Here is a 23,817-nt window from a genome sequence, read left to right as displayed (position 1 = left end):
CGTGCCTGCCTCTACTTCTGCGGCGGGGCATTGTCTGCCTCTGGGATCAGCTGGTCGATTTCGCGGTAGGACGCGACTGCCCGGTCAAATTCTTCGTGGATAGCAGTGATCTGAGCTTCGAGAATTTGTTGAGAGTCTTTGATTGACTGGCGCAGTTGCTCCCTCGCGGTGCCTTCCTCCGTATCTCCCCCATAAGCAATTCGCTGCATTTCATAGCCCTTTGCAAAGTAGGGGGGTGCAGCGGTTTTGCGAGCTTTCTGATTAGCTTCCCGGTAAACAGCGAGCAGCGTCCTGCCGGCGCGTTCGATATGATTTTGATGTTCTGCAAACCTGGATGCCAGCCGACCCCGTGCTTGCAGAATTGAGTCAAATTCGCTGCGCCTCACGGAAAGATCGCGCGCCGCACCGTTCATAGCTTCTTTCGCCGTATCCCTGATTTCCCGTAGCTGATCGATAAGCTCGGCTTTCCGGTCGGTATAGTGTTGGCCTGCTCCGAGCCAGCGCTTCTCCATGGAAGCGTAACCGGGATAGGGGTCGGTAAAGAGAACTCCGTCCGCCATGGCGACGAGCGAGAAGATGAAGCCTATGCCGAAAAAGACAAAGGAATTCACGTCGTTCAACATATAGGGCGTGTGCAGCAGCCGCTGCAAAACCTCCTGCCCAACATCGCCTGACAACGTCGGGGGAATTTCGCGGAGATGCGCGAGCGTAAGATTAAGCCCGACCGCGAAAACCAGATAAAAAACGAGTCCGAGGAGCCCCAAGAGCTTTAAAAATATGCTGCGTCGATTCAGTAATCGAATCGGCACCAGCCCTAAAAGAAAGCTGGCAAGAATATTCAGCGCTGCAAAGCTCACCGCTTGGACTGCGCCGCCGAGGATGCCTTGCTCGCTCGATTTTGCAAGAAACCCGCCATTGACTACGACCTCGATCACGAACATGACCGCAAGCAGGCCGACTTTGAAGATAGTCCCACCCGTAGTGGAGACGCGTGCCGTGCGGGTAAGCTTGTGCAGCTCTTTAAAATGGTTCCGCTCTCGCTCCGTATCCGCCACGCGTCTGCGTAAGGCGTAAAGTTCGTCGCGCCCGAGGCCGGCTTCCGCCTTGAAGTCGCCTACAGCCTCAGGTGCGGCCTGGCGAATGATAGCGAAGCGCTCCTCGAAATGAAGTGCGGATATCCTGTCCTCATAAGTGTGAAGATGATCTAGGAATAGGTGGTGCGCATCCTGCTTATGATTCTCGATGCGCTCAATGACCCGATGCTCGATGTCGTCGAGATTGTGTGCATCGGTTGCGGGGCGCTCAGATGCGCCTCGCTCTGCACCAAGCTCCGCAAGGCGCATATCTGACGAAACAGTTTCCGGGTCGATCTCAAGAAAGATATCCGTATTCGGCCGGTAGTCGTGACGCGGCTCGTTGACCAGCTTGAGAAGCCGGGCGATCCCGGATCGTTGTAGATTTGTGGGGGGCATGAACGGAAAGCGTTCCTTTTATAGCTTTGACTTTCGGCAACCCGCAGCTTCGGCTTCAGCGGCACTGCAAAACCAGCGCCTTGTCGCTACAGGCTCCATCTTGAGCTTGTCGTAAAACCGTCCGCCGGGGACGTGATAAATACACTCTCTGCGTTTGATATTAGCTTTGATTACGCATGCAGAGTTGGGCGGGGCGCTGGCAACGGTTGACGAGAGCAGTTGTCGCTGCGCATCGCGCGGGACCTTGTACGCGCCCAGGACGATTGTGTGAGTGTTTCGGTGCCGCCAATCCCAGGGAGCGATGAAGGCTCCGGCCCAAAGCCCGACTTTGCGCTCACGTGCCTGATCTTCATCAGCGATAAAGCTCTGTGAGTATCGCCTGAAGGCAAGCGCCCATCCGCTGCGGACAAGCCAGCGGGAGATGCTCTCGTTTCCGAGAAAGCAGTCGCCGAGCCGCCGCCCGTACATATCCGCATCTGCGAGCTTGCAGGTCAATCGGGCACTGCCGAACCGCTCCTGCAACTGTTGTTTGGCCTGAAGGCCGCAATTGCTGTTCTGCCCTTTATCGTCGAGGCAGATTTGATCCGTCTCGGGAGCATCGATCCCGCTCAGCCGGATTTTGACAGAGGCTACATATAAAGTATCGCCATCAACGACTGTCGGAATGCCGAATATCTCCTCGGCTGCGGCGGGTGCGGCCGACAGCGCAATAAGGAGGACTGCGTACGCGAGGCGCATGGAACGGCAAGCCCGCGGAAGCGGGCGCTTTACGCGCCGCGCTGATGGTTAATGATCCCTCAATTATCTCGCGAGGAACTAGAAGGTACAATCAAAAATGCACGGCCCCTGTACGTGTTGGTTAACGGGCGGCGTGGTTCGAGAAGAACAGCGTCTTATCTGGTTTTGCGGGTGGGTTGGCCCTTGGTTTTCCCATCCGCGCCACTCGTAAGCAGCTGGGTTGGTGGCGCGAGAACGAGAAGCCCCAGCGGCTACTATACGAGCGGTGGGGCGGAAGGTGCCTCAGCCAAAGGCTCGAAAAATCCGAATCGGCCGATGGTGCGATTGCCGGTGAATCGGTTCGTTTGCGGCAACGCCGCGACAGCGGGCGTGGGGTCGACGTTCTCAACGATGATAACCTGCCGCTCTGAACCCAATCGCATCAGGTAGGCGTAGAATTGGTCTTTAAGATCGGTGCCGCTGAGGTCGTCTTCCGCGTTGTCGGGCGCTCGATAGGCGAGCAAGGGCGAATCTAGCACCACAAAGCCCGGATGCGGGGTGTCCTGCGTCTTGCAGTATTGCAGTAAGCCGATTGAAAACGCGGCGTGCGTGATTGCACGAAGTCCTTTGCCGCGTGCGGTCCTTAATTTGCCGCCGATGACCAAGTCGCGCTTTTTCAAGTCAAAGCTGACGCGCTCCGCTCCTGGGAAATGCCAAGCAGTAAGGATTTCTTGCACCGTCTGCGCAAACTTATCGGCGCTTGATGTGGGAAGGTCAGCGGCGACGGAATCGGAAGGTGCGGGGCCATCCGTTTTGTCCAGTTCTTCTCGGCGCTTCTGCAAATCCTCTAAGCCTCTCAAGATTGCGATGGCCTCGCGCACGTCGCCACGTTTCTGTGCCACCTCTGCATATGATGCCCGCATGCGCGTCAAAGCAGGCGAAATATGGCCCGCCAAACTTTGTACCACCTCGGAAAGCTGAGCTTGCGCACGCGGGATGCTTCGATCCAGCGCCGAGGCCTCCTTGTTTAGGGAACGCACGGTGTCGGTTAGCTCAGCCTGCAGCGATGCAATTTTTCCAATTTCCGTTCGCGCAGCGGCGATGACACCATCAACGTTCCCAGCGCATTCGGGGTTTTCATTTTGGTGCTGCGGATCAGCGCCGCAGAGGGGGCAAAGTGCTTTGCCTAGCGTTCCAAACATGGTGCCAGCTTCCTCAATGCCCTTAAGGCGCTGGGTATCTGACTTGTAATGTTGTTCGAGAAGCGAAAACCGCTCCAGCAAACCTGCGATCTCTTCGCGTCTATCCTCAGCACTTTCGATACGCTGTCGAAGCTCCCGTCTGCGACCGGAGAGAGACTTATACTCCTCTTCACTTTTGTTGAGCTGAACACCTTGCTCTTCTAGCGTGGTTTCAAGGCGCTGGAGCTGGTCGTCGAGTTCACGAGGGTGGTTGGCGACCTCTTTGAGACGCTCCTTATAGTCGGCTATCACCTTGTCGAGGATTTCCGCCTGGGCTTCTTTAGTCTGGTCCTCTGGCGTTGGTTGACGGGCGACGAGAGACGAATCGTCGACGCCGGTAAGCATCAGCTTGAAGGTCGCGAAGTTTGGCGTGTCAGCCGTGGGATTTCCGTCAGCGAGAGGCGACCGCTGCTCTGTGATTTCGGTTTCAGTAACGATGAGTAGTCTCGCAAGATTTCGGAAGCTTAAGCTAAGCGTGTCATCTAACTTGTTCTTTCGCACCCGCTTTCCTGACAATCCGCAGTATTGCAACAAGAAAGCCGAGAGATTCTCGCTTGATCTATCGCTGTGCTGCTCGGCCAATTCGTGAAGCGGCTCTAGCTCGACGGGGATGTCGTGATGTAACCCGCCATATAATCTAAAACGACCACCGTCGGCACTTCGGCGCAGTGTGAATGTGTCGTCACCGCATTGAATTCCGAGGAGGACAACGTCGTAGCCAATTCGCTCTGGTATGTCCCGCAACGGACCCTTACCGCCGAGCATGAAATCAATCGCTTCAACAATGAATGATTTTCCCGTATCGGAAGCGCCGTAAACGACATTCAAACCAGCACCAAAATCAATGCGTGCGGGCTTACGAGTTGGGCCGAGGAACGTAAGATGTCTGATGACGATGCTCGGGAAAGAACTCATTGCTCTGACCCCAAGCTTTTCTCGATACTTTGAAATTCTTCGACCCAGTGGTCAAAGAACTGTCTCATTAAACCACGGAATGCGTGTTCAGTGAGATTCCCAAGGCGATGCACAAGCCATTCAGCGCGTTCGCGCAGCGCGACAAGATACTCCGCCTCCAATCCATCAAGAAACGGTGCTGCATTCTCTCCGGCGCCGTACATGATGCCGTCATTATCGGTTTTCCTAGTAACCAGATCTCGGGTCATCATGAGCAGTAGCGCTTGTTCTACAAGCTTGCGCCGCACTAGCAGCGCGGCTGATTGCAACGGGGTTGGTGGATGAAGGCTGGCTGGCCCGCCGATGTCGCCAGTGTGAACGAGCAGGTAATCCATCGCGACCAACCGCTGGAGATCAAAAGAACGCGGGTAAGCAGCGGCCAATATCGCCACAGCTCGGACGCCCGCCTCAAGCGGGCCGTTAAATGTCGCTGGACGACTGTCGGTCACTTTTTGTCTGTCCAGTCTAGCCGGTCGTCATTTGCAAGTTGATGGCATATGCCATCGCGGTCTTGCGGCTTCGCTCTCGTGATGAGGGCGTTCTCAGTTATCTCCAGCTCTCGGGCCGCTTTCGTCACCGCGATGACGCGTTGATAGCCGTCGTCGTGGTCTGCGGCATGGACGTCAGAAACGCCCGCGTGGATGTCATCTTGCAAAGACTCAAAGGTGCCAGGCGGAACCGTGTCACGCGCAAACACGCGCAATGACTCTGCGTGATAAAATGCGATTCGTTGACGACCAAAGTGGTCCTTTAATTTCGGCCATTTTGTGAGGTCTTTGATGCGGCTGACGAGTTCCTTGGCGTGTTGCGTGTAGGCGGTGAAAAGCTTCGTCACATAAACGGTTTCAGCGACCGCGATCTTGCTCGGCGGTGTTTTGGCCCTCGGTCGTGCTGGCAATCCGCCTCCGAAACGTGCGGCGTAGTAGGGGGTATTCTTGAAGTCCTCTACAAGTTGGAGAGCGGTTTTCTCGCCAAAAATTGAAAAGTCTTGGGCTTCGACGAACGCCAAGAACTTTCCTTCCAACAATATCTCTTGTTTGTCCGTGATGCCGGAGCGGCAGACTTTGTCCCAGTCGGCAATAAGTTTTTTCTTTAGCTCCGGCGGATTAGTGACAAGCTTTTTGAGCGTGATGCCTAATCCTTGCGGCGCGACAAATGTGTAACGTCGCGGCACGGCGAAGTTGCCATTAAACGCGTACCAAAGCATTTTTCCGATTTCGACGAGCCCTTCCGCTGGTCGAAGGGCGTGGCCGTAACGCTTGCACTGAAAATTGTCCCAAACGCCCGCCAACCCCGTCTTGTCGGCGAAGCCCGCGACATCGACACCCATGTCGCCCGCACCATCAAATCGGCTTACGTGCTTGTACTGTTTACGAAGCCGCGCATGCACCCATTCATGTACGCACTCGGTCCAGTCATCAGGCGAGTAAACGAGGATGCGCTGTTGAGGAGGGATTTGCGGACCGACGAGCGCTTGGTCCGCGCTCAATGTGCCTGTCGGAGTCGGCTTCGCAATCTCGTCTAGCTTTGGCGCAGTCATCCAGGGGCCCGGCAAACCTTTCTCGTATCTAAAATACACGTAAAAATTGCGCTCGTCACGCGAGCGTCTGGGCCTGGCTATCTTCTCAGCAGAGCTTCAAGGAAATGGTGCCGGTGGAGGGAGTCGAACCCACATGCCCTTTCGGGCGATCGATTTTGAGTCGATTGCGTCTGCCATTCCGCCACACCGGCGCAGGGGCTTCTATAAGGCAATTGTGCTGGCTCGCCAACAGATTGCGGCGAAAAAGGCTGTGGCTATGCAGCCCGCCCGCGCCGCCGACGCGGCAGTGGCGCACGGTTGCTGCCTGGCTTAAGGGATGCCGCTGTTTTGCGCAGCGGCCTTCGGCGGCGCGGCTTCCGCACGTTGATGGCGGACGCATCGAGCGTGGTCTTGATGTGCGCTGCGTAGAATTTCTCGATCATCTCGATACTGGTGCGGCAGTTCTTAGCGACCTGATAGATGTCCGCGCCCTCCATCAGGCGCATGCAAATGTAGGTGTGCCGAAGGCTATAAGCCGTTCGCCGGTTTCCATCGCGGTCAAACTTGAGTTCCAATTCATCGAGGATGGTATTGAGCAGATGCCGTCCACAGAATTTGGCCGGGAACAGGCGGCTGGTTTCACTCACGCCATTGCGCGCCTTCAACCGCTTAAAAGGCCTCACGGCGCCAGGCAGGCTTTTGCACCAACCCACGCCGCGCTTGCCGCGTACTTCAATTTCAAGAATGGTTTCGTCGGTATCTGCATCCCTGACGATTGACACGTCCCGAAACTCTAACCGGGCGGCCTCGTCAGGCCTCAAGCCGGTATTCGCCATGAACAAGACGTAGTCGTGCAACTGCTCGCACGCCCAACGATGGCGATTGTTGAGAGGCCTTTGCGCCCTTCGGCGGGTGGCCTCAACTAATGCATTGTATTCGTCCGGCGAGAACCAAGCGCGATGGACGACCTTACCGGAGCTTTTGTACGGGGTGGATAGGTCCGGCATGAAAGGAAGCCAGCCGTTGCGGTTGGCGGTCTTGAGGACTTGCCTAAGGCAAACGATTTCCTGGTGGAGGGTGCTGCGAGCCGGGGGGCGTTTGTTTCGCGAAGTATCCTGCGCTCGCTTGGCGCGATACTCGACAACGAGGCCCGGCGTGATTTCGGTGAGAACCTTGTCGCCAAAGAACGGCAAGAGGTGCACTCGGAGCCGGTCCTTGTGTCCCTGCACATAGCGCGGATTACGTTGGCCGCTTGTGATGGCCTCGAATTCCAACTCGAAACGGCTGGCGGCTTCACGGAAAGTTTTGCCAACTTTCAGCTGCCCCGCGCGGTGCTTGCCACGAAGGCCCAGGTACCAGTCCTCAGCGAAATCCTTCGCATGTTCGAAGCTGTCAGTCTTGGTCGAGACGCGCCAGTTGCGGCCGTTCAGGTACGTCGAGCACTGCCAGTGCCGGCTGTTTTCACGCTTGTAGACGTGCAATCGCCCGTCAAAAAATTCGTGGTGCGCGGCCATGCTCGCGTGCTTTCAATCTCAAAATTTGTCCTGTTTGTGTAAGAGCTGTGTAAGCCCTCACAAAATGAATCTTGAGTCTTAAGTTGTTGATGGTCAATCAAAAAATCAATACGCGCGCACTCAGTAAAATCATTTTGAGTCAGGCGCGTCTACCAATTCCGCCACAGGGGCTTAATCTCGCGCGGATCATAGTGAGGCGCGGCGCGGGGTCAATCTCCGCTGTGCGTTCCTGGCGGGGCGGAGCGGAAAGGACGACATGCGGGCACAACTGGCGGCAATCCAGCGGGCGGACGCGAGTGCCGTGGCCACCCTGATCGCGGTGGTCGGCGCGCTCGGCATCGTCGGCTTCCTGTTCTTCCAGTATGTGGTCGGCCTTGCCCCGTGCCCGCTCTGCCTCGAGCAGCGCTACGCCTTCTATTTCGCGGTGCCGCTGGCGGTGCTGCTGTGGCTTGGCGCCGAGCACGGCGCCTCGCACAAGGTCATCGCCGCGGGCTTCGCGGCGATCGCGATCGCCATGCTGTGGAACACCGGGCTTGCGATCTACCACTCCGGCATCGAGTGGAAGTTCTGGGCGGGCCCCGGCGAATGCACCGGCACGCTCGGCGAGATCGGCGGCCGCGGCGGCCTGATGAACCAGTTGCAGAGCGTCAGCGTCGTGCGCTGCGACGAGGCGGCGTGGCGTTTCCTTGGCCTGTCGCTCGCCGGCTGGAATGTGCCGCTGTCGCTCGGCCTCGCGCTTGTCGCGCTGTGGGGCCTGCGCGGCGTGTTGTTGCGCCGGCGCGCGTCCGCCGCGGCGTGATCCGCCAGCGCGTCCGAAAACAACAAGATCTGGAAAAGACTACGACCACGAAGGGGAAGGCGCGGTTACATCCGCCGTCGCCTGACCTATCGTGGCCGCTCGGCTGCGGAGCTGTTCACTCAACGCCGCCGTTGATACGTAATATGGGCATGGATTGTGACGCCTTCAAGACGCTCAGGTTAACGGAAGGTTAAGTGGCCATCCGCCGAAAAACAGGCGTTTTGCGTCTGGTTCGTTCGGCGGAGGGCAGAGTGGAGGGCAAATGAGCGCGGAGTCGATGCCGGCGCCGGAGATCGCCGTCAGCAAGTGGTTCAATACCGATGCGCCGTTGACGCTCGCGGGTCTCCGCGGGCGTCCGGTGCTGATCCATGCGTTCCAGATGCTGTGCCCCGGCTGCGTCGCGCATGGCACGCCGCAGGCGGAGAAAGCGCATCGCTTGTTCGAAAAAACCGACCTGCAGGTGATTGGTCTCCACACCGTGTTCGAGCATCACGCGGCGATGACGCCGGTGGCGCTCGAAGCCTTCATTCACGAGTACCGGCTGACGATGCCGATCGGCGTCGATGACGCCGGGCAGGAAGGTCCGATTCCGGTGACGATGGCGAGGTTTGCGATGCGCGGCACGCCGACCTCGATCCTGATCGGACGCGACGGCAACGTTCTGCACCACGGGTTCGGTCAGGAAGAAGACATGGCGCTCGGCGCGCGCATCATGCAGGCTTTGATCGCCGCGCCATAAAGCGTTTTCAAGCGAAGTGGGCACCGGTTCGCGTTAAGAAACCGCGACAAACAAAAATCGGCCGTCGACCGCCGGCGCTCAAGGCTCCAGCTCGGTGTCCCAGTAGAGATAGTCGAGCCAGCTTTCGTGCAGGTAGTTCGGCGGGAACAGCCGGCCGTTGCGGTGCAGGTGATGCACGCTCGGCTGGAACGGCTGCTGCGAGGGCCACATCTTCGCCTCGTCGGGCGTCATGTTGGCCTTGCGCAGATTGCACGGCGAGCAGGCGGTGATGACGTTATGCCAGGTCGTCAGCCCGCCGCGCGAGCGCGGCACGATGTGATCGAAGGTCAGATCGTCGCGGTCGCCGCAATACTGGCAGGAGAAGCGGTCGCGCAGGAACACGTTGAACCGCGTGAAGGCGGGATGCGTCGAGGGCTTCACGAAGGTCTTGAGCGACACCACGCTCGGCAGCTTCATTTCGAAGCTGGGCGAATGCACCGCGTGGTCGTAATTGGCGACGATGTTGACGCGCTCGAGGAACACCGCCTTGATCGTGTCCTGCCAGGACCAGAGCGACAGCGGATAATAGCTCAACGGTCGAAAGTCTGCGTTGAGCACCAGCGCCGGAAAACCGCTCGGCGACACTCGGGTGGTCGACACGTGGACGTTCAAGCGAGGCTCACCTCGATGATTCGCCGCCGCGTGGCGGCATGCCATAATCTATAGATTGACGTGACAGCCTTGTGAAGCGGCCGCGGAAATCGCCCCCATCCAACCGCATGACGGGGCGGACAAGGGTGGGGCGGCCGGGAACCTTTGCCGGGAATTCGCATCTAAATCCCGTAAATTGGCGTCACCGGAGGCCCGTTATGGCGGTTGCTGCATCCCTGCATGAAGAGGCGGACCTGGTCGCCGCCGCCATCCGGCGCGACAAGGCGGCGATCCGCACCATTGTCCGCGGCCACAACCAGCGCCTGTTCCGCGTCGCCCGGAGCATCCTGAAGGATGACTGGGAGGCCGAGGAGGCCGTGCAGGAGGCCTATATCCGCGCTTTCGCGCACCTCGCCGAATTCGAGGGCCGCTCGAGTCTTGGCACCTGGCTCACCCGCATCGTCATCAACGAGGCGCTGGCGCGGCTGCGCCGTCGCAAGCCGGCCGAAAGTCTCGACGCGATGAGGCCGCCGGGCGCCGATGTGGTGCCGCTGATGTCCTCGCAACCCGACCCGGAGCGTGTCATGGCGCAACGCGAAATCCACGCCTTGCTCGAGAAGGCGATCGACGAGCTGCCGCATGACTTCCGCATCGTTCTCGTGGCGCGGGTGATCGAGGAGATGAGCATCGAGGAGACGGCGGAACTGTTCGGGCTGCGGCCGGAGACGGTGAAGACGCGGCTGCACCGCGCCCGCGCGTTGCTGCGCAAGGATCTCGAAACGCAGTTCGGTCCGGTGCTCACCGGCACTTATCCATTCGCCGGCCGCCGCTGCGAGATGATGGCTGATCGCGTCATCGCAAGGCTCAATATTCCCTGAACTGCTACGGGAACCTTTCGCGCGTATCCGCATCCAATGCTGTGAAGGCCGCAACACACGCGGCCGCAGTGGAGGATGACGATGACACGCTTGAAGACGACGATTGCCTTGGTTGCCGCGGCGATGCTGGCCGGCGCGGGTGCTGCCAACGCGCAGGCTGCCAAGATCAACGACGCGCAGATCGCGCATATCGCCTACACCGCCGGCGTGATCGACGTCGAAGCCGGTCAGCTCGCCCTGAAAAAATCGAAGACCAAGGCGGTGCGCGACTTCGCCGAGAACATGGTGCGCGACCATAAGGCGGTGAACGACAAGGCCTTGGCGCTGGTCAAGAAGCTCAAGGTCACGCCGCAGGACAACGACACCAGCAAGGCGCTGGCGAAGCAGGCGGCGGCGAAGAAAGCCGAGCTGTCGAAGCTGTCCGGCGCGGCCTTTGACAAGGCCTATGCCGCCAACGAGGTCGCCTTCCACAAGACCGTCAACGGCGCGCTGGAAAAGACGCTGATCCCGTCGGCGCAGAATGCGGAACTCAAGAGCCTGCTCGAGACGGGCCTCAAGATCTTCCAGGGTCACGAGCAGCACGCCGAGCACGTCGCGGCGTCGTTGAAGTAATGAAGCGTTTTCGAGCGAAGTGGGCACCGGTTCGCGTGAAGAAAACGCGGCAAAATAAAAACCGAGAGTCCGGCTTTGATTTTATCAAAGCCGGAAAAGCCCTTGCTCTTGCCGCGCTGTGCCTTGCTTTCGCGGGCACGGCGCGGGCCGAGACGATCACGGTGACGATCGGCAAGGCGACCTTCGGGCCGGCAGCGGTGTCCGCCCATGTCGGCGACGTCATTGTCTGGGACAACAAGGATATCGTCGCGCACACCGCGACCGCGCGCGACAAGGCGTGGGACGTGATGATCCCGGCGGGCAAGACGGCTCGCATCGCGATGAAGAAGGCCGGCACTATCGAATACTATTGCCGCTTCCATCCCAACATGGTCGGCAAGCTCACCGTCGTGCCGTAAAAGTCAGGCGGCGCGGTGGAATGCCTTGCGCAGAAACTCGCCGCCGTGCCGCAACCCTTCCTGATCGATGCCGTGGCCGACGCCGGGGGAGATGTGCCACTGCACCGGAATATCCATCGCCGCGAGGCTTTGCGAGGCATGCAGCAGCGCCTGCACGGGGATGAGCTCGTCCTGGTCGCCGTGGACGAGCAGCACCGGCGGCTTCGCCACGATCTGCGCCATGAAGTCGTCCGGCTCGATGCCCTCCGGCACCACCAGCATGCCGGAATAGCCGACGATCGCCGCCGGCGCGCTCGCGCGGCGCAGGCCGGCATGCAGCGACATCATCGTGCCCTGGCTGAAGCCGACCAGCGCCAGCGCCGACGGCGGCAGCTTGTGACGAGACAGTTCGGCGTCGAGAAAGGCGTTGAGCGCGGGCGCGGCCTCGTTCACGCCGGTCCAGCGTTCGTTGGGATCGCGAAAGGTCAGCGGAAACCATTCGCGGCCCATCGGCGACTGGCCGCAGGGGCGCGGCGCATGCGGCGACACGAAGGCCGCATCCGGCAGCCAGTCCTGCCACGCCCGGCCGATGTCGATCAGGTCGTTGCCGTCCGCGCCGTAGCCGTGCAGGAACACGACGAGCTGTTTGGCGGTGCCGGACTTCGGCGCGAGGCGCGGTCCGTCGAGTTCAGCGGCCATTGCGTTTTGCTTTCTGTCTGGATTTTGTCGTTCTGGATTTTACCGCCGTGCGTTTCGGCGCCGCGCGTTTTGCCGGTTTGCGTTTGACTTTTTTCTTGGCGGCGGCGCTCGCCGCCGCTTCCGGTGCGCCGTCGCGGCGCTTCACGACATGATAATAAGCCCACAAGAGATGCGCCATCGCGCCGCGCCACGGCCGCCACGGCTCGGCGAGCTTGATGAACTGTTTGACGTTGGGCCGCTTGCGCAAGTTGAAGGCGATGCGCGCGGCCTCCTGCAGCGCGAGGTCGCCGGCCGGCCAGGCGTCGGAGTGGCCCAGACAAAACAGCAGATAGATGTCGGCGGTCCACGGGCCGACGCCGTGCAGCGCGACCAGCTTTTCGTGCGCCAGGTCCGCGTCCATCGCGCCGACGGCGTCGAGGTCGATCTGGCCTTCGGACAGCGCCTTGCCGATCGCCTTGATCGATTTGATCTTCGGCGCGGACAGACCGAGGCGTTTCAGCTTGTCGCTGCGGGCGGTACGCACCGCGTCATGGTGGAACGGATCGAACGCCGCAAACAGCCGGTTGCGGATCGCCGCCGCGCTCGCGGTCGAGAGCTGCTGGCCGCAGACGATCGAGCAAAGCCCCGCGAAGCCGCCCTCGCGCCGCCGCAGGCTGAAAGTGCCGGCCACCTGCCGCACGGCCGTCAGCCGCGGGTCGGTCTCCGCCAGCCGGTCCAGCGCGGCCATCATGTCGGCGTCGGTGTGCAGGAAGTGAGTCATGGTGGGTTTTCGTGCCTCGTCACCATATTCTGCCGTCATCGTCCGCGAAAGCGGACGATCCAGTAAACGCGAGTGCTTGTGATAAATCGCCGTCCTGGCGTTTACTGGATGCCCCATCGCAAGTCGGGTGTACCCGACTTGCGCATCTTAAAGGCAGACATCGGGTAAACCCGATGTCTGCTTGCGGACGATGACCGCCGAGGATGCATGTCGCCACCCGTTTTCCGTTTCGCGCCGAGCCCGAACGGCTACCTGCATCTCGGCCACGCGCTGTCGGCGCTGCTCAACGCCGAACAGGCCGCGAGGGCCGGCGGCCGGCTGCTGCTACGCATCGAGGACATCGACGCCGTCCGTTGCAAGCCGGACTACGAGCAGGCGATTTATGAGGACCTCGCGTGGCTGGGCATCGCCTGGGAGCGGCCGGTGCGGCGGCAGTCCGAGCATCTCGACGACTACCGCGCCGCGCTCGGCCGGCTGGCGGATCAGGGGCTCGTCTATCCGAGCTTCGAAAGCCGCGCCGAGATCGCCGCGCAGGCGGCCGGCCGCGACCCCGACGGCGCGCCGCTCTATGCCGGCGCGGCGAAATCGCTGCCCGAGGCCGAGCGCGAGCGGCGCATCGCGGCGGGCGAGCCTTACGCGCTGCGGCTCGACATGGCGGCGGCGCTGGCGCGGACAGGTCCGCTGACATGGAATGAGGACGGCGGGACGATCGCCGCCAACCCCGCCGCGTGGGGGGATGTGGTACTCGCCCGCAAGGACGTGGCCACCAGCTATCATCTCTCGGTCGTCGCCGACGACGCATTGCAGGGCATCACCCATGTGGTGCGCGGGCGCGATCTCTATGAATCGACCGCGGTGCACCGGCTGCTGCAGGCGCTGCTCGGCCTGCCGGCGCCGGTCTACCGCCATCACCGTCTGCTGCTCGACGCCGACGGCCGCAAGCTGTCGAAATCGACGCAGGCCACCGGCTTGCGCGAATTGCGGGCCGGCGGCCGGACGCCCGCCGACATCCGGGCGCTGATCGGCCTCGATTGACGCGCGCCGCCGTGGCAGGGTGCGGCGGGAAGCGGGGCGAACGGCATGGCGAAGAAGAAAGTTCGCGCAACGAAGCGCGCACGGAAGAAGAGGACTGCGGCGCGCAAACCGGCGCGCAAGCCGGTGCGTGAAGCGGCCAAGCCCGGCGCAGTCAAGCCCGGCGCGGTCGAAGCCTCGCTCGCCGGCGTCGCGCATGACATCCGCACGCCATTGACCGGCATCCTGGCGCTCTCCGAACTGCTCGCCTCGTCCGATCTCGGCGAACGCGAGCGGCAATGGGCCAATGCGATCAAGAGCGGCGCCGAGCATGTGTCGGCGCTGACCACGCTGATCGTCGACGCGGCGAAGGCGGAGGCCACCGGCCTGACGCTGCGCCGCGAGCCGTTCGCGCCGCGCCGTCTCGCCGAAGCGGTCGGCCGCGCGCTTGGCGCCCGTGCCGAGGCGCGCGGCCTGAAAACCGATATCGCGATTGCGCGCGACCTGCCGCCGCTGGTGGTGGGTGACGAGCTGCGCCTGCGCGCGGCGCTGGAAAATCTCGCCGACAACGCGGTGAAGTTCACCGAGCGCGGCGGCGTCGCGCTCGCGGTCAACGCGGAGGCCGCGCCGCGCGGCCGCGTGCGGCTGTCCTTCGCGCTGTCGGACAGCGGCATCGGCCTGTCGAAGCAGGACATGGCGCGGCTGTTCAAGCCGTTCGCGCAGGCGAGCGAGGATGTCGCGCGGCGCTATGGCGGCGCCGGCCTCGGCCTTGTCTTCGTGCGCCGCATCGCGCGCGCGATGGGCGGCGATCTCCGCGTTGCGAGCGCGCCGGGCCGCGGCTCGACCTTCACCTTCACCGCGCTGGCCGAGCCGTTCGCCGCGCGGCCTGCCGCCGAGACGCCGGCGCCGCGCAGCCTGAAAGTGCTGTGCGCGGAGGACAATCCTTACGGCCGCGTGGTGATGAACACGATCCTGACCGAACTCGGCCACCGCACCGATTTCGTCGAGTCGGGCGAGGCGGCGGTGCGCGCCGTCGCTAACGGCAACTATGATGCGGTGCTGATGGACGTGACGCTGCCGATCCTCGACGGGCTGGCCGCCACGCGGAAGATTCGCGAGTTGCCCGGCGCGGCGGGGCGCGTGGCGGTGATCGGCATTTCGGGAAAGAGCGAGGCGAGCGACGAAACCGCCGCCCGCGCCGCCGGCATGTCCGGCTATCTCGTCAAGCCGGTCAGCCCGACGCGGCTCAGCGAGGCGCTGAAGGGTCTCTAGGCGTCAGTTCAGCGAATACATCAGGTGGCCCGTCCACCAGCTTGCTTCGCTGGTCATGCGGATCGCGAACAGGCCGAGGCCGGCGATGACCGCGGCCCAGAACAGCGCCGGCGGTCCCTTCGCGCGCAGCAGGATGACCGCGAGCAGGGCGCCGGCGTCGGTCGCCATGTCGAAAATGAGGCCGGCGCGGCCGGGATATTCGTGGGCCGGCAGGAACAGCCGCCAGCCGAGCAGCAGGACCAGGTAGGCGCACAGCAGCTTGAAGAAGAAGGCGCTGTTGTATTTATCCGCCGGCGCCGGCTGGTCGGTCATGGTCGTCCCCACATTGCGCGAAGCGCGCGGGCCAAGCTTATGGCCAACGCCATGTCATTGCCAATGGAGCCGTGAAATTAGGTGTTGGTCGCGCCGTTCGCCCGTTCGACGATACGCACCACGTCGGACATGATGCGGTTCAGCTCGAAGTCCTTCGGCGTATAGACCGCCGCGACGCCGGCGGCGGCAAGCGCCTGCGCGTCCTCCGGCGGGATGATGCCGCCGACCACCACGGGAATATCGGTCAGCCCGGCGTTGCGCAGCCGCGCCACCACGTCCTTCACCAGCGGCAGATGCGAGCCGGAGAGGATCGAGAGGCCGACCGCGTGGGCTTTTTCCTTCTGCGCGGCGTCGACGATCTCCTCAGGCGTCAGGCGAATGCCTTCGTAGACCACCTGCATGCCTGAGTCGCGTGCGCGCACCGCGATCTGCTCGGCGCCGTTGGAATGGCCGTCGAGGCCGGGCTTTCCGACCAGGAACGTCAGCCGGCGGCCGAGCTTGCGCGAGACGCGGTCGACTTCGCCGCGAATGTCGTCGAGGCCCTCCACGTCGTTGCGCATGGCGCGGCCGATGCCGGTCGGCGCGCGGTATTCGCCGAACGCTTCGCGTAGCGTCCAGCCCCATTCGCCGGTGGTGACGCCGGCCTTCGCGCAGTCGATCGAGGCCGGCATGATGTTGCGGCCTTCGGCCGCCGCACGCCGTAGCTCCTTCAGCGCGGCGGCGACGCCCGCATTGTCGCGCGACGCCTTCCACGCCTTGAGCCGCGCCAGCTGATCGCGCTCGGCGTCCTCGGAGACAGTCATGATCGCCTCGACACCGCCGGTTAGCGGCGATGGCTCGCTCTCGATGAATTTGTTGACGCCGACGACGACATGATCGCCGCGCTCGATGGCTTCGAGCCGCGCGGTGTTCGACTCGACGAGCTGCTGCTTCATGTAGCCGGAATCGACTGCGGCGACCGCGCCGCCCATCTCCTCGATGCGCTTCAGCTCTTCATTCGCCTCGCGCTTGAGCTCCGCGACCTTCTCGGCAATCGCGGTCGAGCCTGAGAAGATGTCGCCGTATTCCAGGAGGTCCGTCTCATAGGCGAGGATCTGCTGCATGCGCAGCGACCATTGCTGGTCCCACGGCCGCGGCAGGCCGAGCGCCTCGTTCCATGCCGGCAGCTGCACGGCGCGGGCGCGCGCGTCCTTCGACAGCGTCACCGCCAGCATCTCGAGCAGAATGCGGGTGACGTTGTTTTCCGGCTGCGGCTCGGTGAGGCCAAGCGAGTTCACCTGCACGCCGTAGCGGAACAGCCTCTGCTTCGGGTCGGTGACGCCGTAGCGGTCGCGGGTGATCTCGTCCCACAATTCGACGAAGGCGCGCATCTTGCAGATCTCGGTGACGAAGCGCAGCCCCGCATTGACGAAGAACGAAATGCGGCCGACCACCTCGCAGAATTTCGCGTGATCGACCTCGCCGGACGCTTTCACCGTGTCGAGCACGGCGATGGCGGTCGCGAGCGCGAAGGCGAGTTCCTGCACCGGCGTCGCGCCGGCTTCCTGCAGGTGATACGAGCAGATGTTCATCGGATTCCATTTCGGAAGCTCCGATGTCGTGAAGATCGCGACGTCCTTGATCAGCCGCAGCGACGGCTGCGGCGGAAACACGTAAGTGCCGCGCGACAGATATTCCTTGATGATGTCGTTCTGGATCGTGCCGGTCAGCGCGTCGCGGGCCACGCCTTGCTCATCGGCCACCGCGATATAGAGCGCCATCAGCCACGCCGCGGTGGCGTTGATGGTCATCGAGGTGTTCATGGTGCCGAGCGGGATGCCATCGAACAGCGCCCGCATGTCGCCGAGATGGCAGATCGGCACGCCGACCTTGCCGACCTCGCCGCGCGCGAGAACGTGGTCCGAGTCGTAGCCGGTCTGGGTCGGCAGATCGAAGGCGACCGAAAGGCCGGTCTGCCCCTTGGCGAGGTTCTTGCGGTACAGCGCGTTGGAATCCGCCGCGGTCGAATGACCGGCGTAGGTCCGGAAAATCCAGGGTTTGCCGCGCTTGGTCGTCTCAGCCATCAGCCGTTGCCGCCTTCGCGGCAACTCTGGCCCAACTCATTTTGCAATGCAATATTTCGCCGGGCGGAAAACCCCGCCCGGCGGCAGACTTTAGGAGGAGGATCGGCGGTTAGCGCCGGATCAGGCCGAGGATCACCAGCAGGATCACCGCGCCGATGGTGGCGTTGATGATCGCGGCGATGATGCCGCCGCCGATGACGATGCCGAGCCGCGGCAGCAGGAAGCTGGCGATCAGGGCGCCGACGATGCCGACGACGATGTTGCCGATCAGGCCGAAACCGTAACCCTTGACGATCAGGCCCGCGAGCCAGCCGGCGAGCGCGCCGACAATCAGCAGGATAATCAGGGCTTCAACGGTCATGACATCCCCCCTTGTGCGAAACCGCGCAATTGCGGCACCACTCAGTGCAGCAAAATTCCGGGACGGTGTCGATGCACTGTGCAGAGCAGCAACATGAAAAACGGTGAATGGCCGGCATTCGCCGTGATGGGGGCTGGCGCTGTCGGCGGCTTCTTTGGCGCGAAGCTTGCTATGGCAGGTGCGCCGGTGACCTTGATCGGCCGTCCGGCCTTTGCCGAGGCGATCGCCCGCAACGGGCTGTTGTTCGAGCACGGTGGCCGCATCGAAACGATTGCCGTCACGGCGACGACGAAGCCGGCCGGCGTCGCCGGCGCGCGCTATGTTCTGTTCTGCGTCAAGAGCGGCGACACCGACACGGCGGCGAAAGCGATGGCGCCGCATCTTGCCGGGGACGCCGTGGTGCTCAGCCTGCAGAACGGTGTCGGCAATGCGGAGCGCATCCGCGCGCATGTCTCGTGTCCGGTGGTCCCGGCGCTCGTTTATGCCGCGTCGCAGATGCCGAAGCCCGGTCATGTGCGGCACACCGGCGGCGGCCGTCTCGTGATCGGCGGCGCGGATCGCGCGCTGCTCGACGAGGTCGTCGCACTGTTCGCCCGTGCCGACGTGCCGGTGACGATCTCGCCCGACATCGACGCGGAACTGTGGACCAAGCTCTTGACCAACTGCGCCTACAACGCGGTGTCGGCGCTGACCATGATGCCTTACGCCAAAATGCTGGCAATGCCGGAGGTGAAGGACGTCATGCGCACGGCGGCGGAGGAAGTTTTCGCCGTCGCCCGCGCCAGGGGCATCAAGATCGACCCCGGTATCTTCGACCGGCTGTTCGATTTCGCGCAGTCGATGCCGACGCAGATTTCATCGACCGCGCAGGACATCGCGCGCGGCCGGCCTACCGAGATCGACTATCTCAACGGCGCCGTAGTGCGCGAGGGCGAAGTGCTCGGCGTCGCGACGCCGGTCAACCGAACGCTGCATGCGCTGGTCAGGCTGCTCGAAACGAAAAATCCTTGACGCGCAGCACGATCAGCGCCGCAACAATCACGGTCGCGGCCAACCCCACCTGCGTTTTGACGTAAGGATAGATCAGCAGCAGCGCCGCGCCAGCGGGCAGCATCATCGCCTCCGCGCGCGCGAAGCCGCGCGCCAGTCCGATGCGGACGAGGAACGCCACCGGCACCGCCAGCGCCACGAGGTCGTACATATAAAGATAAGGCGTCGCGAGCAGCGCGCCGCACGACAGCGCCGCCGCCTTCAACGCGGAGGGCGCGCGGCTGCGCCACAGCGCGCAGACGCCGCCGAGCGCCGCCAGTGCGACGGCGCCCTGCGCTGTCCATGCGAGCGTCATGCCACCACCGAGCGCGCGCACCAGGCCGAACAGGCTTTGCAGCCGGTCGAAGTCGGCGCCGCCTTCGCCGAGCACGACATGGCTCGTCACCGGCATCCAGCGCGCGAAGGCGATCCACGTCTCGCCGCCGAAGACGGCGACCGACGCGGCGATCATGCAAAACGCGGTGAGGGAAGCGGCACTCAACACGCGCCAGTAACCGCCGGCGATCAGCGCGAACGGAAACAGCAGCCCGAAATGCGGCTTGTAGGTCAGCAGGCCGAGCAGCACGCCGGCCAGCACCGGACGGCGCTCGATGAACAGTAATGTGCCGCCGATCAGCGCGGCGGTCAGGAAGCCGTTCTGTCCGGCGGTCACGTTCCACAGCGCGGCGGGAAAGCCGAGCGCGAGAAACCAGCCGGCGCGGTCGCCGGCGATGCCGCGGATCGTCATCGCGTAGAGCGGCAGCGTGACGGCGAGGGCGGCGAGAGCTGCCGCCGTGTAAGGCAGCAATGCGAGGGTTGCAGCCGCAATTAAGAATGTCGGCGGGTAATGCCAGCCGTAATAGCTGCCGAAGTCGTAGCCAACCGCCTGAACTTCCGTGGCCTTGTGAACGGTCCAGTCATAGGCCGCAGCGGCGTGGCCTTCGAGGGCGAGCTTTCCCGCCGCGAACACATTGACGAAGTCGTTGGCGATCGGCCGGCCGGCCTCGTCGAACAGCCAGTTGCCGTTGAGATAGGCGCCGGCCAGCACAACCAAGAAGGCGAGCGCGAGCGTCAACCCGGCGAGCGTGACGATGCGCGCGGCAGGCGTCGTTGCGGGTTCACTCACGCCGGCGTCCGCAGCGCGCGCCGCGCGGTCAGCGCGGCGGCGACCAGCACGGCGGCGAAGCCGACCGGCGCGGTGACGAAGGGGAACACCAGCACCAGCAGGCAGGCGAGCGCGATGCCGTGCGGCTCGTAAGACAGGAAGCCGTCGCGGCGGCCGAGCCGGATCAGGAAGGCGAGCGGGATCGCCAGCACCACGAGGTCGTAGGTGTAGAGATAAGGCGTCGCCAGCATCGCGCCGGTCCCGAGTGCGGCGGCCTTGATGTCGAATGCCGCGCGGCTGCGCCAGATCGTGCAGACGGCGATGGCGGTCACGGCGGCAAGCAGTCCCTGCGCCGTCCAGGCCAGCGCCTCGCTGCCGCCGAGCGTGCGGGTGACGCCGAACGCGGTCTGCAGCTTGCCCCAGTTCGCCCAGCCGTCGGACAGGAACGCCTGCGAGGTGTGCGAGATTGAGTTGAAGAACGCGATCCACGTCACCGTGCCGAAGGCGAGCCACGACAGCGCCGCCATGATCGCGCCGACCGCGCTCGCGACAAAGAACACGCGCCAGTGTCCCGACGCCGCCAGCACCAGCGGAAACAGCAGGCCGAGATGCGGCTTGTAGGTGAGAGCCCCGAGGAAAATTCCGGCGAGCACCGGCCGCCGTTCGATGAACAGCAACGTGCCGCCGATCAGCCCGGCGGTGAGAAAGCCGTTCTGCCCGACGATGAAGTTCGACAGCACGGCGGGAAACGCCGCCGCGAGCCAATAGCCGGAACGGTCGCCGACGATGCCGCGCATTGCCGCGACATAGGCCGGGAAGGTGACGAAGGCCCACAGCGCATACGCGGCGGCATACGGCATCAGCGCGAGCGTTGCCGCCGCGAACAGGAACATCGGCGGGTAGTGCCAGCCGAAATAGCCGTCGAAGTCGTGGCCGACCGCGAGCACCTCGGCCGCCTTGTGCGCCGGCCAGTCGTAGGCCACGGCGGGCAGGCCATCGAGCGCGAGCTTGCCCGCCGCCCAGACATTGACGAAGTCGGAGGCGATGCCCTTGCCGTCCGGCCCGACGATCCAGCTGCCCTGCCAGAACGACGCCGCGAGGTAGACCGCGTGCGCGACGATCAGCGCGAAACACGCCAGTTCGACCGGACGTGCGAGGGGCGCGCCGCCGCTGCGGAGAGACCTCATGTCGGTGGCGGCCAAATCGGCGTTCCCTGAAAGGCACTTGCGGGGCCAAATTGGCCGCCCGCGCTTGAGAAAGCCTTAAAAACCGGGCTTCGCGGAACCTTTCACCCGATCAAAGGTTTTATTGCACTGCAATATTCGATGAGGCAGACTTGTTCCCGCGTCAGGGGAGGATGCAATCATGTCGGCAGCGGCCAAGCTCAAGAGCGTTGAAGGACCGAAGGACCTCTACGGCATCGGCGAAATTCCGCCGCTCGGTCATGTGCCCGAGAAGATGCACGCCTGGGCGATCCGCAAGGAGCGCCACGGTCCGCCGGAGGAATCCTTCAAGCTCGAAGTGGTGCCGACCTGGCCGATCGGCGAAGAAGACGTGCTCGTCCTCGTGATGGCGGCGGGCGTCAATTACAACGGCATCTGGGCCGGCCTCGGCCAGCCGATCTCGCCGCTCGACGGCCACAAGCATCCGTTTCACATCGCGGGCTCCGACGCCTCCGGCGTCGTCTGGGCGGTCGGCTCGAAGGTAAAGCGTTGGAAGGTTGGCGACGAAGTCATTGTCCATTGCAATCAGGACGACGGCGACGACGAGGACTGCAACGGCGGCGATCCGCTGCTGTCTCCCTCGCAGCGCATCTGGGGCTACGAGACGCCGGACGGTTCGTTCGCGCAGTTCTGCCGCGTGCAGTCGCGCCAGCTCATGGAAAAGCCGAAGCATCTGACCTGGGAAGAGTCGGCCTGCTACACGCTGACGCTCGCCACCGCCTATCGCATGCTGTTCGGCCATTCGCCGCACACGCTCAAGCCCGGCGACAACGTGCTGGTGTGGGGCGCCTCCGGCGGTCTCGGCGTGTTCGGCGTGCAGCTGGTCGCGGCGTCCGGCGCCAATGCGATCGGCATCGTCTCCGACGACACCAAGGCGCAATACGTGCTCGACCTCGGCGCCAAGGGCGTCATCAACCGCAACGACTTCAAGTGCTGGGGCGCGATGCCGAAGGTCGGCACGCCCGAATACGATGTGTGGGTGAAGGAAGCCCGCAAGTTCGGCAAGGCGATCTGGGACATCACCGGCAAGCGCGACGTCGACATCGTGTTCGAGCATCCGGGCGAGGCGACGTTTCCGGTGTCGTGCCTCGTCGTCAAGCGCGGCGGCATGGTGGTGTTCTGCGCCGGCACCACCGGCTACAACATCACCTTCGATGCGCGCTACGTCTGGATGCGGCAGAAGCGCATTCAGGGTTCGCACTTCGCGCATCTGAAACAGGCGAGCGCGGCCAACCGCTTCGTGCTGGAACAGCGCATCGACCCGTGCATGAGCGAGGTGTTCGCCTGGGACAAGATCCCCGACGCGCACACCAAGATGTGGAAGAACAAGCATCTGCCCGGCAACATGGCGGTGATGGTCAACGCGCCGTCGACCGGCCTGCGCAGTTACGAGGACGTGCTGGAAGCAGCGGGTTCCTGACCGCCAGTCAGCACGGCTTGACGGTAACGCAGGCGACCGGCGGCGGTTCGGCCGCCGGCTGCGTCGCGCCGAGCGAGCGGCGATAGCGCCGCAGCGGCTTCTCGATCAGCAGCCAGCTTGCCGTCGCGCCGGCGAAAGCGACGGCGAGGACGATCGGGAAGGTCTGCTGCCACGGCAACAGGTCGCGGAAATACGCCGCCACCGAATAGTGCCAGAGATAAAGCCCGTAGGAGATCGTGCCGACGGCGACCAGCGGCCGCGCCGATAACACTGTGCTGACCCATGAATCCGGCACCGTGCTTGCGATCATCAACACGACGGCCGCGATTTTGACGAACGCTGTCATCCAGATCAGTCCGCCGTCGATGTGCCAGTAAGCCTGGCCGATGCAGACGAACAGGGCGAGGCCGGCCAGCAGTCCGGTGATATTCGCGCTCTGCCGCGAGATCGGGCCGATCCGTTTGAAGCAGGTGGCGAAGATGGCGCCCATGATGAGGCCGCTCATGCGGGTGTCGAGGCGATAGTAGATGTCGTTCCACTCGACGCGGCCGTGTTCGGCGATGCGCCAGGTCGTGGCCAGCGCATAGAGGCCGACGAGGATCGCGACGCGCCACCGCCACCGGATTCGCATCAGCAGCAAAATCGCCAGCGGCCAGATCAGGTAGAACTGCTCTTCCACCGCAAGCGACCAGGTGTGCAGCAGGTAGCGCGGCTGGTGGAGGAAGACGAGCGTGTAGTCGGACAGATAGAACGCCGCGAAGGCGGCGTCGCGCAGATGTTCCCATATGCTGAGTTGAGGCCAGGCCGAGGGCGCGAAGGCGAGATAGAACGCGAGCATCAGCAGCAGCGGCGGAGTGAGCCGCAGCAAACGGCGCAGGTAGAACACGCCGAGATCGATGCGTCCCTTGGCCTCGAACTCGTCGACCAGCAGGCGGGTGATCAGAAAGCCGCTCAGCACGAAAAACAGGTCGACGCCGAAATAGCCGCCGGCAAAGCCCGGCACGCGGCTGTGGTCGGCGATGACCAGAAGGGCCGCGATCGCCCGCAGGCCATCCCAGGCCGGGTTGTAGCGAAGCGAGGAATTCAACGGACGCCCACCGAAAAATAAAC

At 63.2% G+C, this 23,817-nt stretch carries 24 protein-coding genes and 1 tRNA gene; 9 read left to right on the top strand and 16 right to left on the bottom strand.

What is annotated here, in order from left to right; genetic code table 11:
• Window positions 1-11 precede the first annotated feature (11 nt).
• The 7 genes from AB7F10_RS10105 to AB7F10_RS10075 all read right to left on the bottom strand — a co-directional run bounded on the left by AB7F10_RS10105 (window position 12) and on the right by AB7F10_RS10075 (window position 7,417).
• Entirely contained in the window at window positions 12-1,472 is a 1,461-nt protein-coding gene (locus tag AB7F10_RS10105; RefSeq protein WP_428560348.1) for a hypothetical protein, read from the bottom strand.
• A gap of 18 nt (window positions 1,473-1,490) precedes the next feature.
• Window positions 1,491-2,210, bottom strand: a complete 720-nt coding sequence (locus AB7F10_RS10100) for a thermonuclease family protein (protein ID WP_428560346.1) — start codon at window positions 2,208-2,210, stop codon at window positions 1,491-1,493.
• A 254-nt stretch (window positions 2,211-2,464) separates the two neighbouring features.
• The gene (locus tag AB7F10_RS10095; RefSeq protein WP_428560344.1) at window positions 2,465-4,345 is read right to left on the bottom strand and encodes a hypothetical protein; all 1,881 of its coding nucleotides are present in this window, start codon (window positions 4,343-4,345) and stop codon (window positions 2,465-2,467) included.
• Window positions 4,342-4,833 carry an ABC-three component system middle component 2 gene (locus AB7F10_RS10090; protein WP_428560342.1) on the bottom strand — a complete coding sequence of 164 codons (492 nt, stop codon included), beginning with the start codon at window positions 4,831-4,833 and terminating at the stop codon, window positions 4,342-4,344. The genes AB7F10_RS10095 and AB7F10_RS10090 overlap by 4 nt, the downstream gene beginning before the upstream one ends.
• Entirely contained in the window at window positions 4,830-5,924 is a 1,095-nt protein-coding gene (locus AB7F10_RS10085) for an ABC-three component system protein (RefSeq protein WP_428560340.1), read from the bottom strand. Before AB7F10_RS10085 ends, AB7F10_RS10090 begins: the two co-directional genes overlap by 4 nt.
• A 105-nt stretch (window positions 5,925-6,029) precedes the next feature.
• Window positions 6,030-6,115 (bottom strand) — tRNA-Leu (locus tag AB7F10_RS10080).
• Between the two features lie 63 nt (window positions 6,116-6,178).
• Window positions 6,179-7,417, bottom strand: coding sequence for a tyrosine-type recombinase/integrase (locus tag AB7F10_RS10075; protein ID WP_428560338.1), 1,239 nt, complete (start codon window positions 7,415-7,417; stop codon window positions 6,179-6,181).
• Between the two features lie 256 nt (window positions 7,418-7,673).
• Here AB7F10_RS10075 and AB7F10_RS10070 point away from each other — a divergent pair, with 256 nt between their 5' ends.
• A complete protein-coding gene (locus tag AB7F10_RS10070) occupies window positions 7,674-8,216 on the top strand; it encodes a disulfide bond formation protein B (RefSeq protein ID WP_428560336.1) in 543 nt (180 codons plus the stop codon).
• 262 nt (window positions 8,217-8,478) lie between these two features.
• On the top strand, window positions 8,479-8,955 hold the full coding sequence (locus AB7F10_RS10065; RefSeq protein ID WP_428560333.1) for a peroxiredoxin family protein: 477 nt from the start codon (window positions 8,479-8,481) through the stop codon (window positions 8,953-8,955).
• Window positions 8,956-9,033: 78 nt separating this feature from the next.
• Here the strand turns inward: AB7F10_RS10065 and AB7F10_RS10060 are convergent, their stop codons facing one another.
• Window positions 9,034-9,594 (bottom strand): HNH endonuclease, encoded by a 561-nt coding sequence (locus AB7F10_RS10060; protein WP_428560331.1) that lies wholly within the window; start codon window positions 9,592-9,594, stop codon window positions 9,034-9,036.
• A 209-nt stretch (window positions 9,595-9,803) separates the two neighbouring features.
• Here AB7F10_RS10060 and AB7F10_RS10055 point away from each other — a divergent pair, with 209 nt between their 5' ends.
• The 3 genes from AB7F10_RS10055 (at window position 9,804) to AB7F10_RS10045 (ending at window position 11,473) form a co-directional block, all read left to right on the top strand.
• A complete protein-coding gene (locus tag AB7F10_RS10055) occupies window positions 9,804-10,463 on the top strand; it encodes an RNA polymerase sigma factor (protein WP_428560328.1) in 660 nt (219 codons plus the stop codon).
• Between the two features lie 81 nt (window positions 10,464-10,544).
• Window positions 10,545-11,075 (top strand): DUF4142 domain-containing protein, encoded by a 531-nt coding sequence (locus AB7F10_RS10050; RefSeq protein WP_428560326.1) that lies wholly within the window; start codon window positions 10,545-10,547, stop codon window positions 11,073-11,075.
• Window positions 11,075-11,473, top strand: coding sequence for a cupredoxin domain-containing protein (locus AB7F10_RS10045; protein ID WP_428560323.1), 399 nt, complete (start codon window positions 11,075-11,077; stop codon window positions 11,471-11,473). The genes AB7F10_RS10050 and AB7F10_RS10045 overlap by 1 nt, the downstream gene beginning before the upstream one ends.
• Before the next feature lie 3 nt (window positions 11,474-11,476).
• Here the strand turns inward: AB7F10_RS10045 and AB7F10_RS10040 are convergent, their stop codons facing one another.
• Both AB7F10_RS10040 and AB7F10_RS10035 read right to left on the bottom strand, forming a co-directional pair.
• Window positions 11,477-12,151, bottom strand: a complete 675-nt coding sequence (locus tag AB7F10_RS10040) for an alpha/beta hydrolase (RefSeq protein ID WP_428560320.1) — start codon at window positions 12,149-12,151, stop codon at window positions 11,477-11,479.
• A complete protein-coding gene (locus tag AB7F10_RS10035) occupies window positions 12,141-12,911 on the bottom strand; it encodes a DNA-3-methyladenine glycosylase family protein (protein WP_428560318.1) in 771 nt (256 codons plus the stop codon). The genes AB7F10_RS10040 and AB7F10_RS10035 overlap by 11 nt, the downstream gene beginning before the upstream one ends.
• A 207-nt stretch (window positions 12,912-13,118) precedes the next feature.
• Between AB7F10_RS10035 and gluQRS the strand changes: the two genes are divergently transcribed.
• Window positions 13,119-13,946 (top strand): tRNA glutamyl-Q(34) synthetase GluQRS, encoded by an 828-nt coding sequence (gene gluQRS / locus AB7F10_RS10030; protein ID WP_428560316.1) that lies wholly within the window; start codon window positions 13,119-13,121, stop codon window positions 13,944-13,946.
• Window positions 13,947-13,991: 45 nt separating this feature from the next.
• Window positions 13,992-15,194, top strand: a complete 1,203-nt coding sequence (locus tag AB7F10_RS10025) for an ATP-binding protein (RefSeq protein WP_428560314.1) — start codon at window positions 13,992-13,994, stop codon at window positions 15,192-15,194.
• Between the two features lie 3 nt (window positions 15,195-15,197).
• On the opposite strand, the gene AB7F10_RS10020 is transcribed toward AB7F10_RS10025, so the two are convergent.
• From AB7F10_RS10020 to AB7F10_RS10010, 3 genes are all read right to left on the bottom strand, one after another.
• Complete coding sequence (locus AB7F10_RS10020) at window positions 15,198-15,506, bottom strand: hypothetical protein (RefSeq protein ID WP_428560312.1); 309 nt, start codon at window positions 15,504-15,506, stop codon at window positions 15,198-15,200.
• A 77-nt stretch (window positions 15,507-15,583) separates the two neighbouring features.
• A complete protein-coding gene (locus tag AB7F10_RS10015; RefSeq protein ID WP_428560310.1) occupies window positions 15,584-17,569 on the bottom strand; it encodes a protein meaA in 1,986 nt (661 codons plus the stop codon).
• Between the two features lie 109 nt (window positions 17,570-17,678).
• Window positions 17,679-17,930, bottom strand: a complete 252-nt coding sequence (locus AB7F10_RS10010; RefSeq protein ID WP_428560307.1) for a GlsB/YeaQ/YmgE family stress response membrane protein — start codon at window positions 17,928-17,930, stop codon at window positions 17,679-17,681.
• 93 nt (window positions 17,931-18,023) lie between these two features.
• Here AB7F10_RS10010 and AB7F10_RS10005 point away from each other — a divergent pair, with 93 nt between their 5' ends.
• Window positions 18,024-18,941: a ketopantoate reductase family protein gene (locus AB7F10_RS10005; RefSeq protein WP_428560305.1), complete on the top strand. Its 918-nt coding sequence runs from the start codon at window positions 18,024-18,026 to the stop codon at window positions 18,939-18,941.
• On the opposite strand, the gene AB7F10_RS10000 is transcribed toward AB7F10_RS10005, so the two are convergent.
• Complete coding sequence (locus AB7F10_RS10000) at window positions 18,913-20,085, bottom strand: glycosyltransferase family 87 protein (protein WP_428560303.1); 1,173 nt, start codon at window positions 20,083-20,085, stop codon at window positions 18,913-18,915. The two genes, AB7F10_RS10005 and AB7F10_RS10000, sit on opposite strands and share 29 nt — an antisense overlap.
• Window positions 20,082-21,251: a glycosyltransferase family 87 protein gene (locus tag AB7F10_RS09995; protein ID WP_428560301.1), complete on the bottom strand. Its 1,170-nt coding sequence runs from the start codon at window positions 21,249-21,251 to the stop codon at window positions 20,082-20,084. Before AB7F10_RS09995 ends, AB7F10_RS10000 begins: the two co-directional genes overlap by 4 nt.
• A gap of 178 nt (window positions 21,252-21,429) precedes the next feature.
• Here AB7F10_RS09995 and ccrA point away from each other — a divergent pair, with 178 nt between their 5' ends.
• Complete coding sequence (gene ccrA / locus AB7F10_RS09990; protein ID WP_428560299.1) at window positions 21,430-22,707, top strand: crotonyl-CoA carboxylase/reductase; 1,278 nt, start codon at window positions 21,430-21,432, stop codon at window positions 22,705-22,707.
• 7 nt (window positions 22,708-22,714) lie between these two features.
• On the opposite strand, the gene AB7F10_RS09985 is transcribed toward ccrA, so the two are convergent.
• Window positions 22,715-23,794, bottom strand: coding sequence for an acyltransferase family protein (locus tag AB7F10_RS09985; RefSeq protein WP_428560297.1), 1,080 nt, complete (start codon window positions 23,792-23,794; stop codon window positions 22,715-22,717).
• Between the last annotated feature and the right edge of the window lie 23 nt (window positions 23,795-23,817).

The sequence above is a fragment of the Pseudolabrys sp. genome (assembly GCF_050250095.1).
In the GTDB taxonomy this organism is placed as follows: domain Bacteria; phylum Pseudomonadota; class Alphaproteobacteria; order Rhizobiales; family Xanthobacteraceae; genus Pseudolabrys.
The sequence above is the reverse complement of the archived record's forward strand: the minus strand, read 5'-3'. Positions and strand labels throughout refer to the sequence as shown.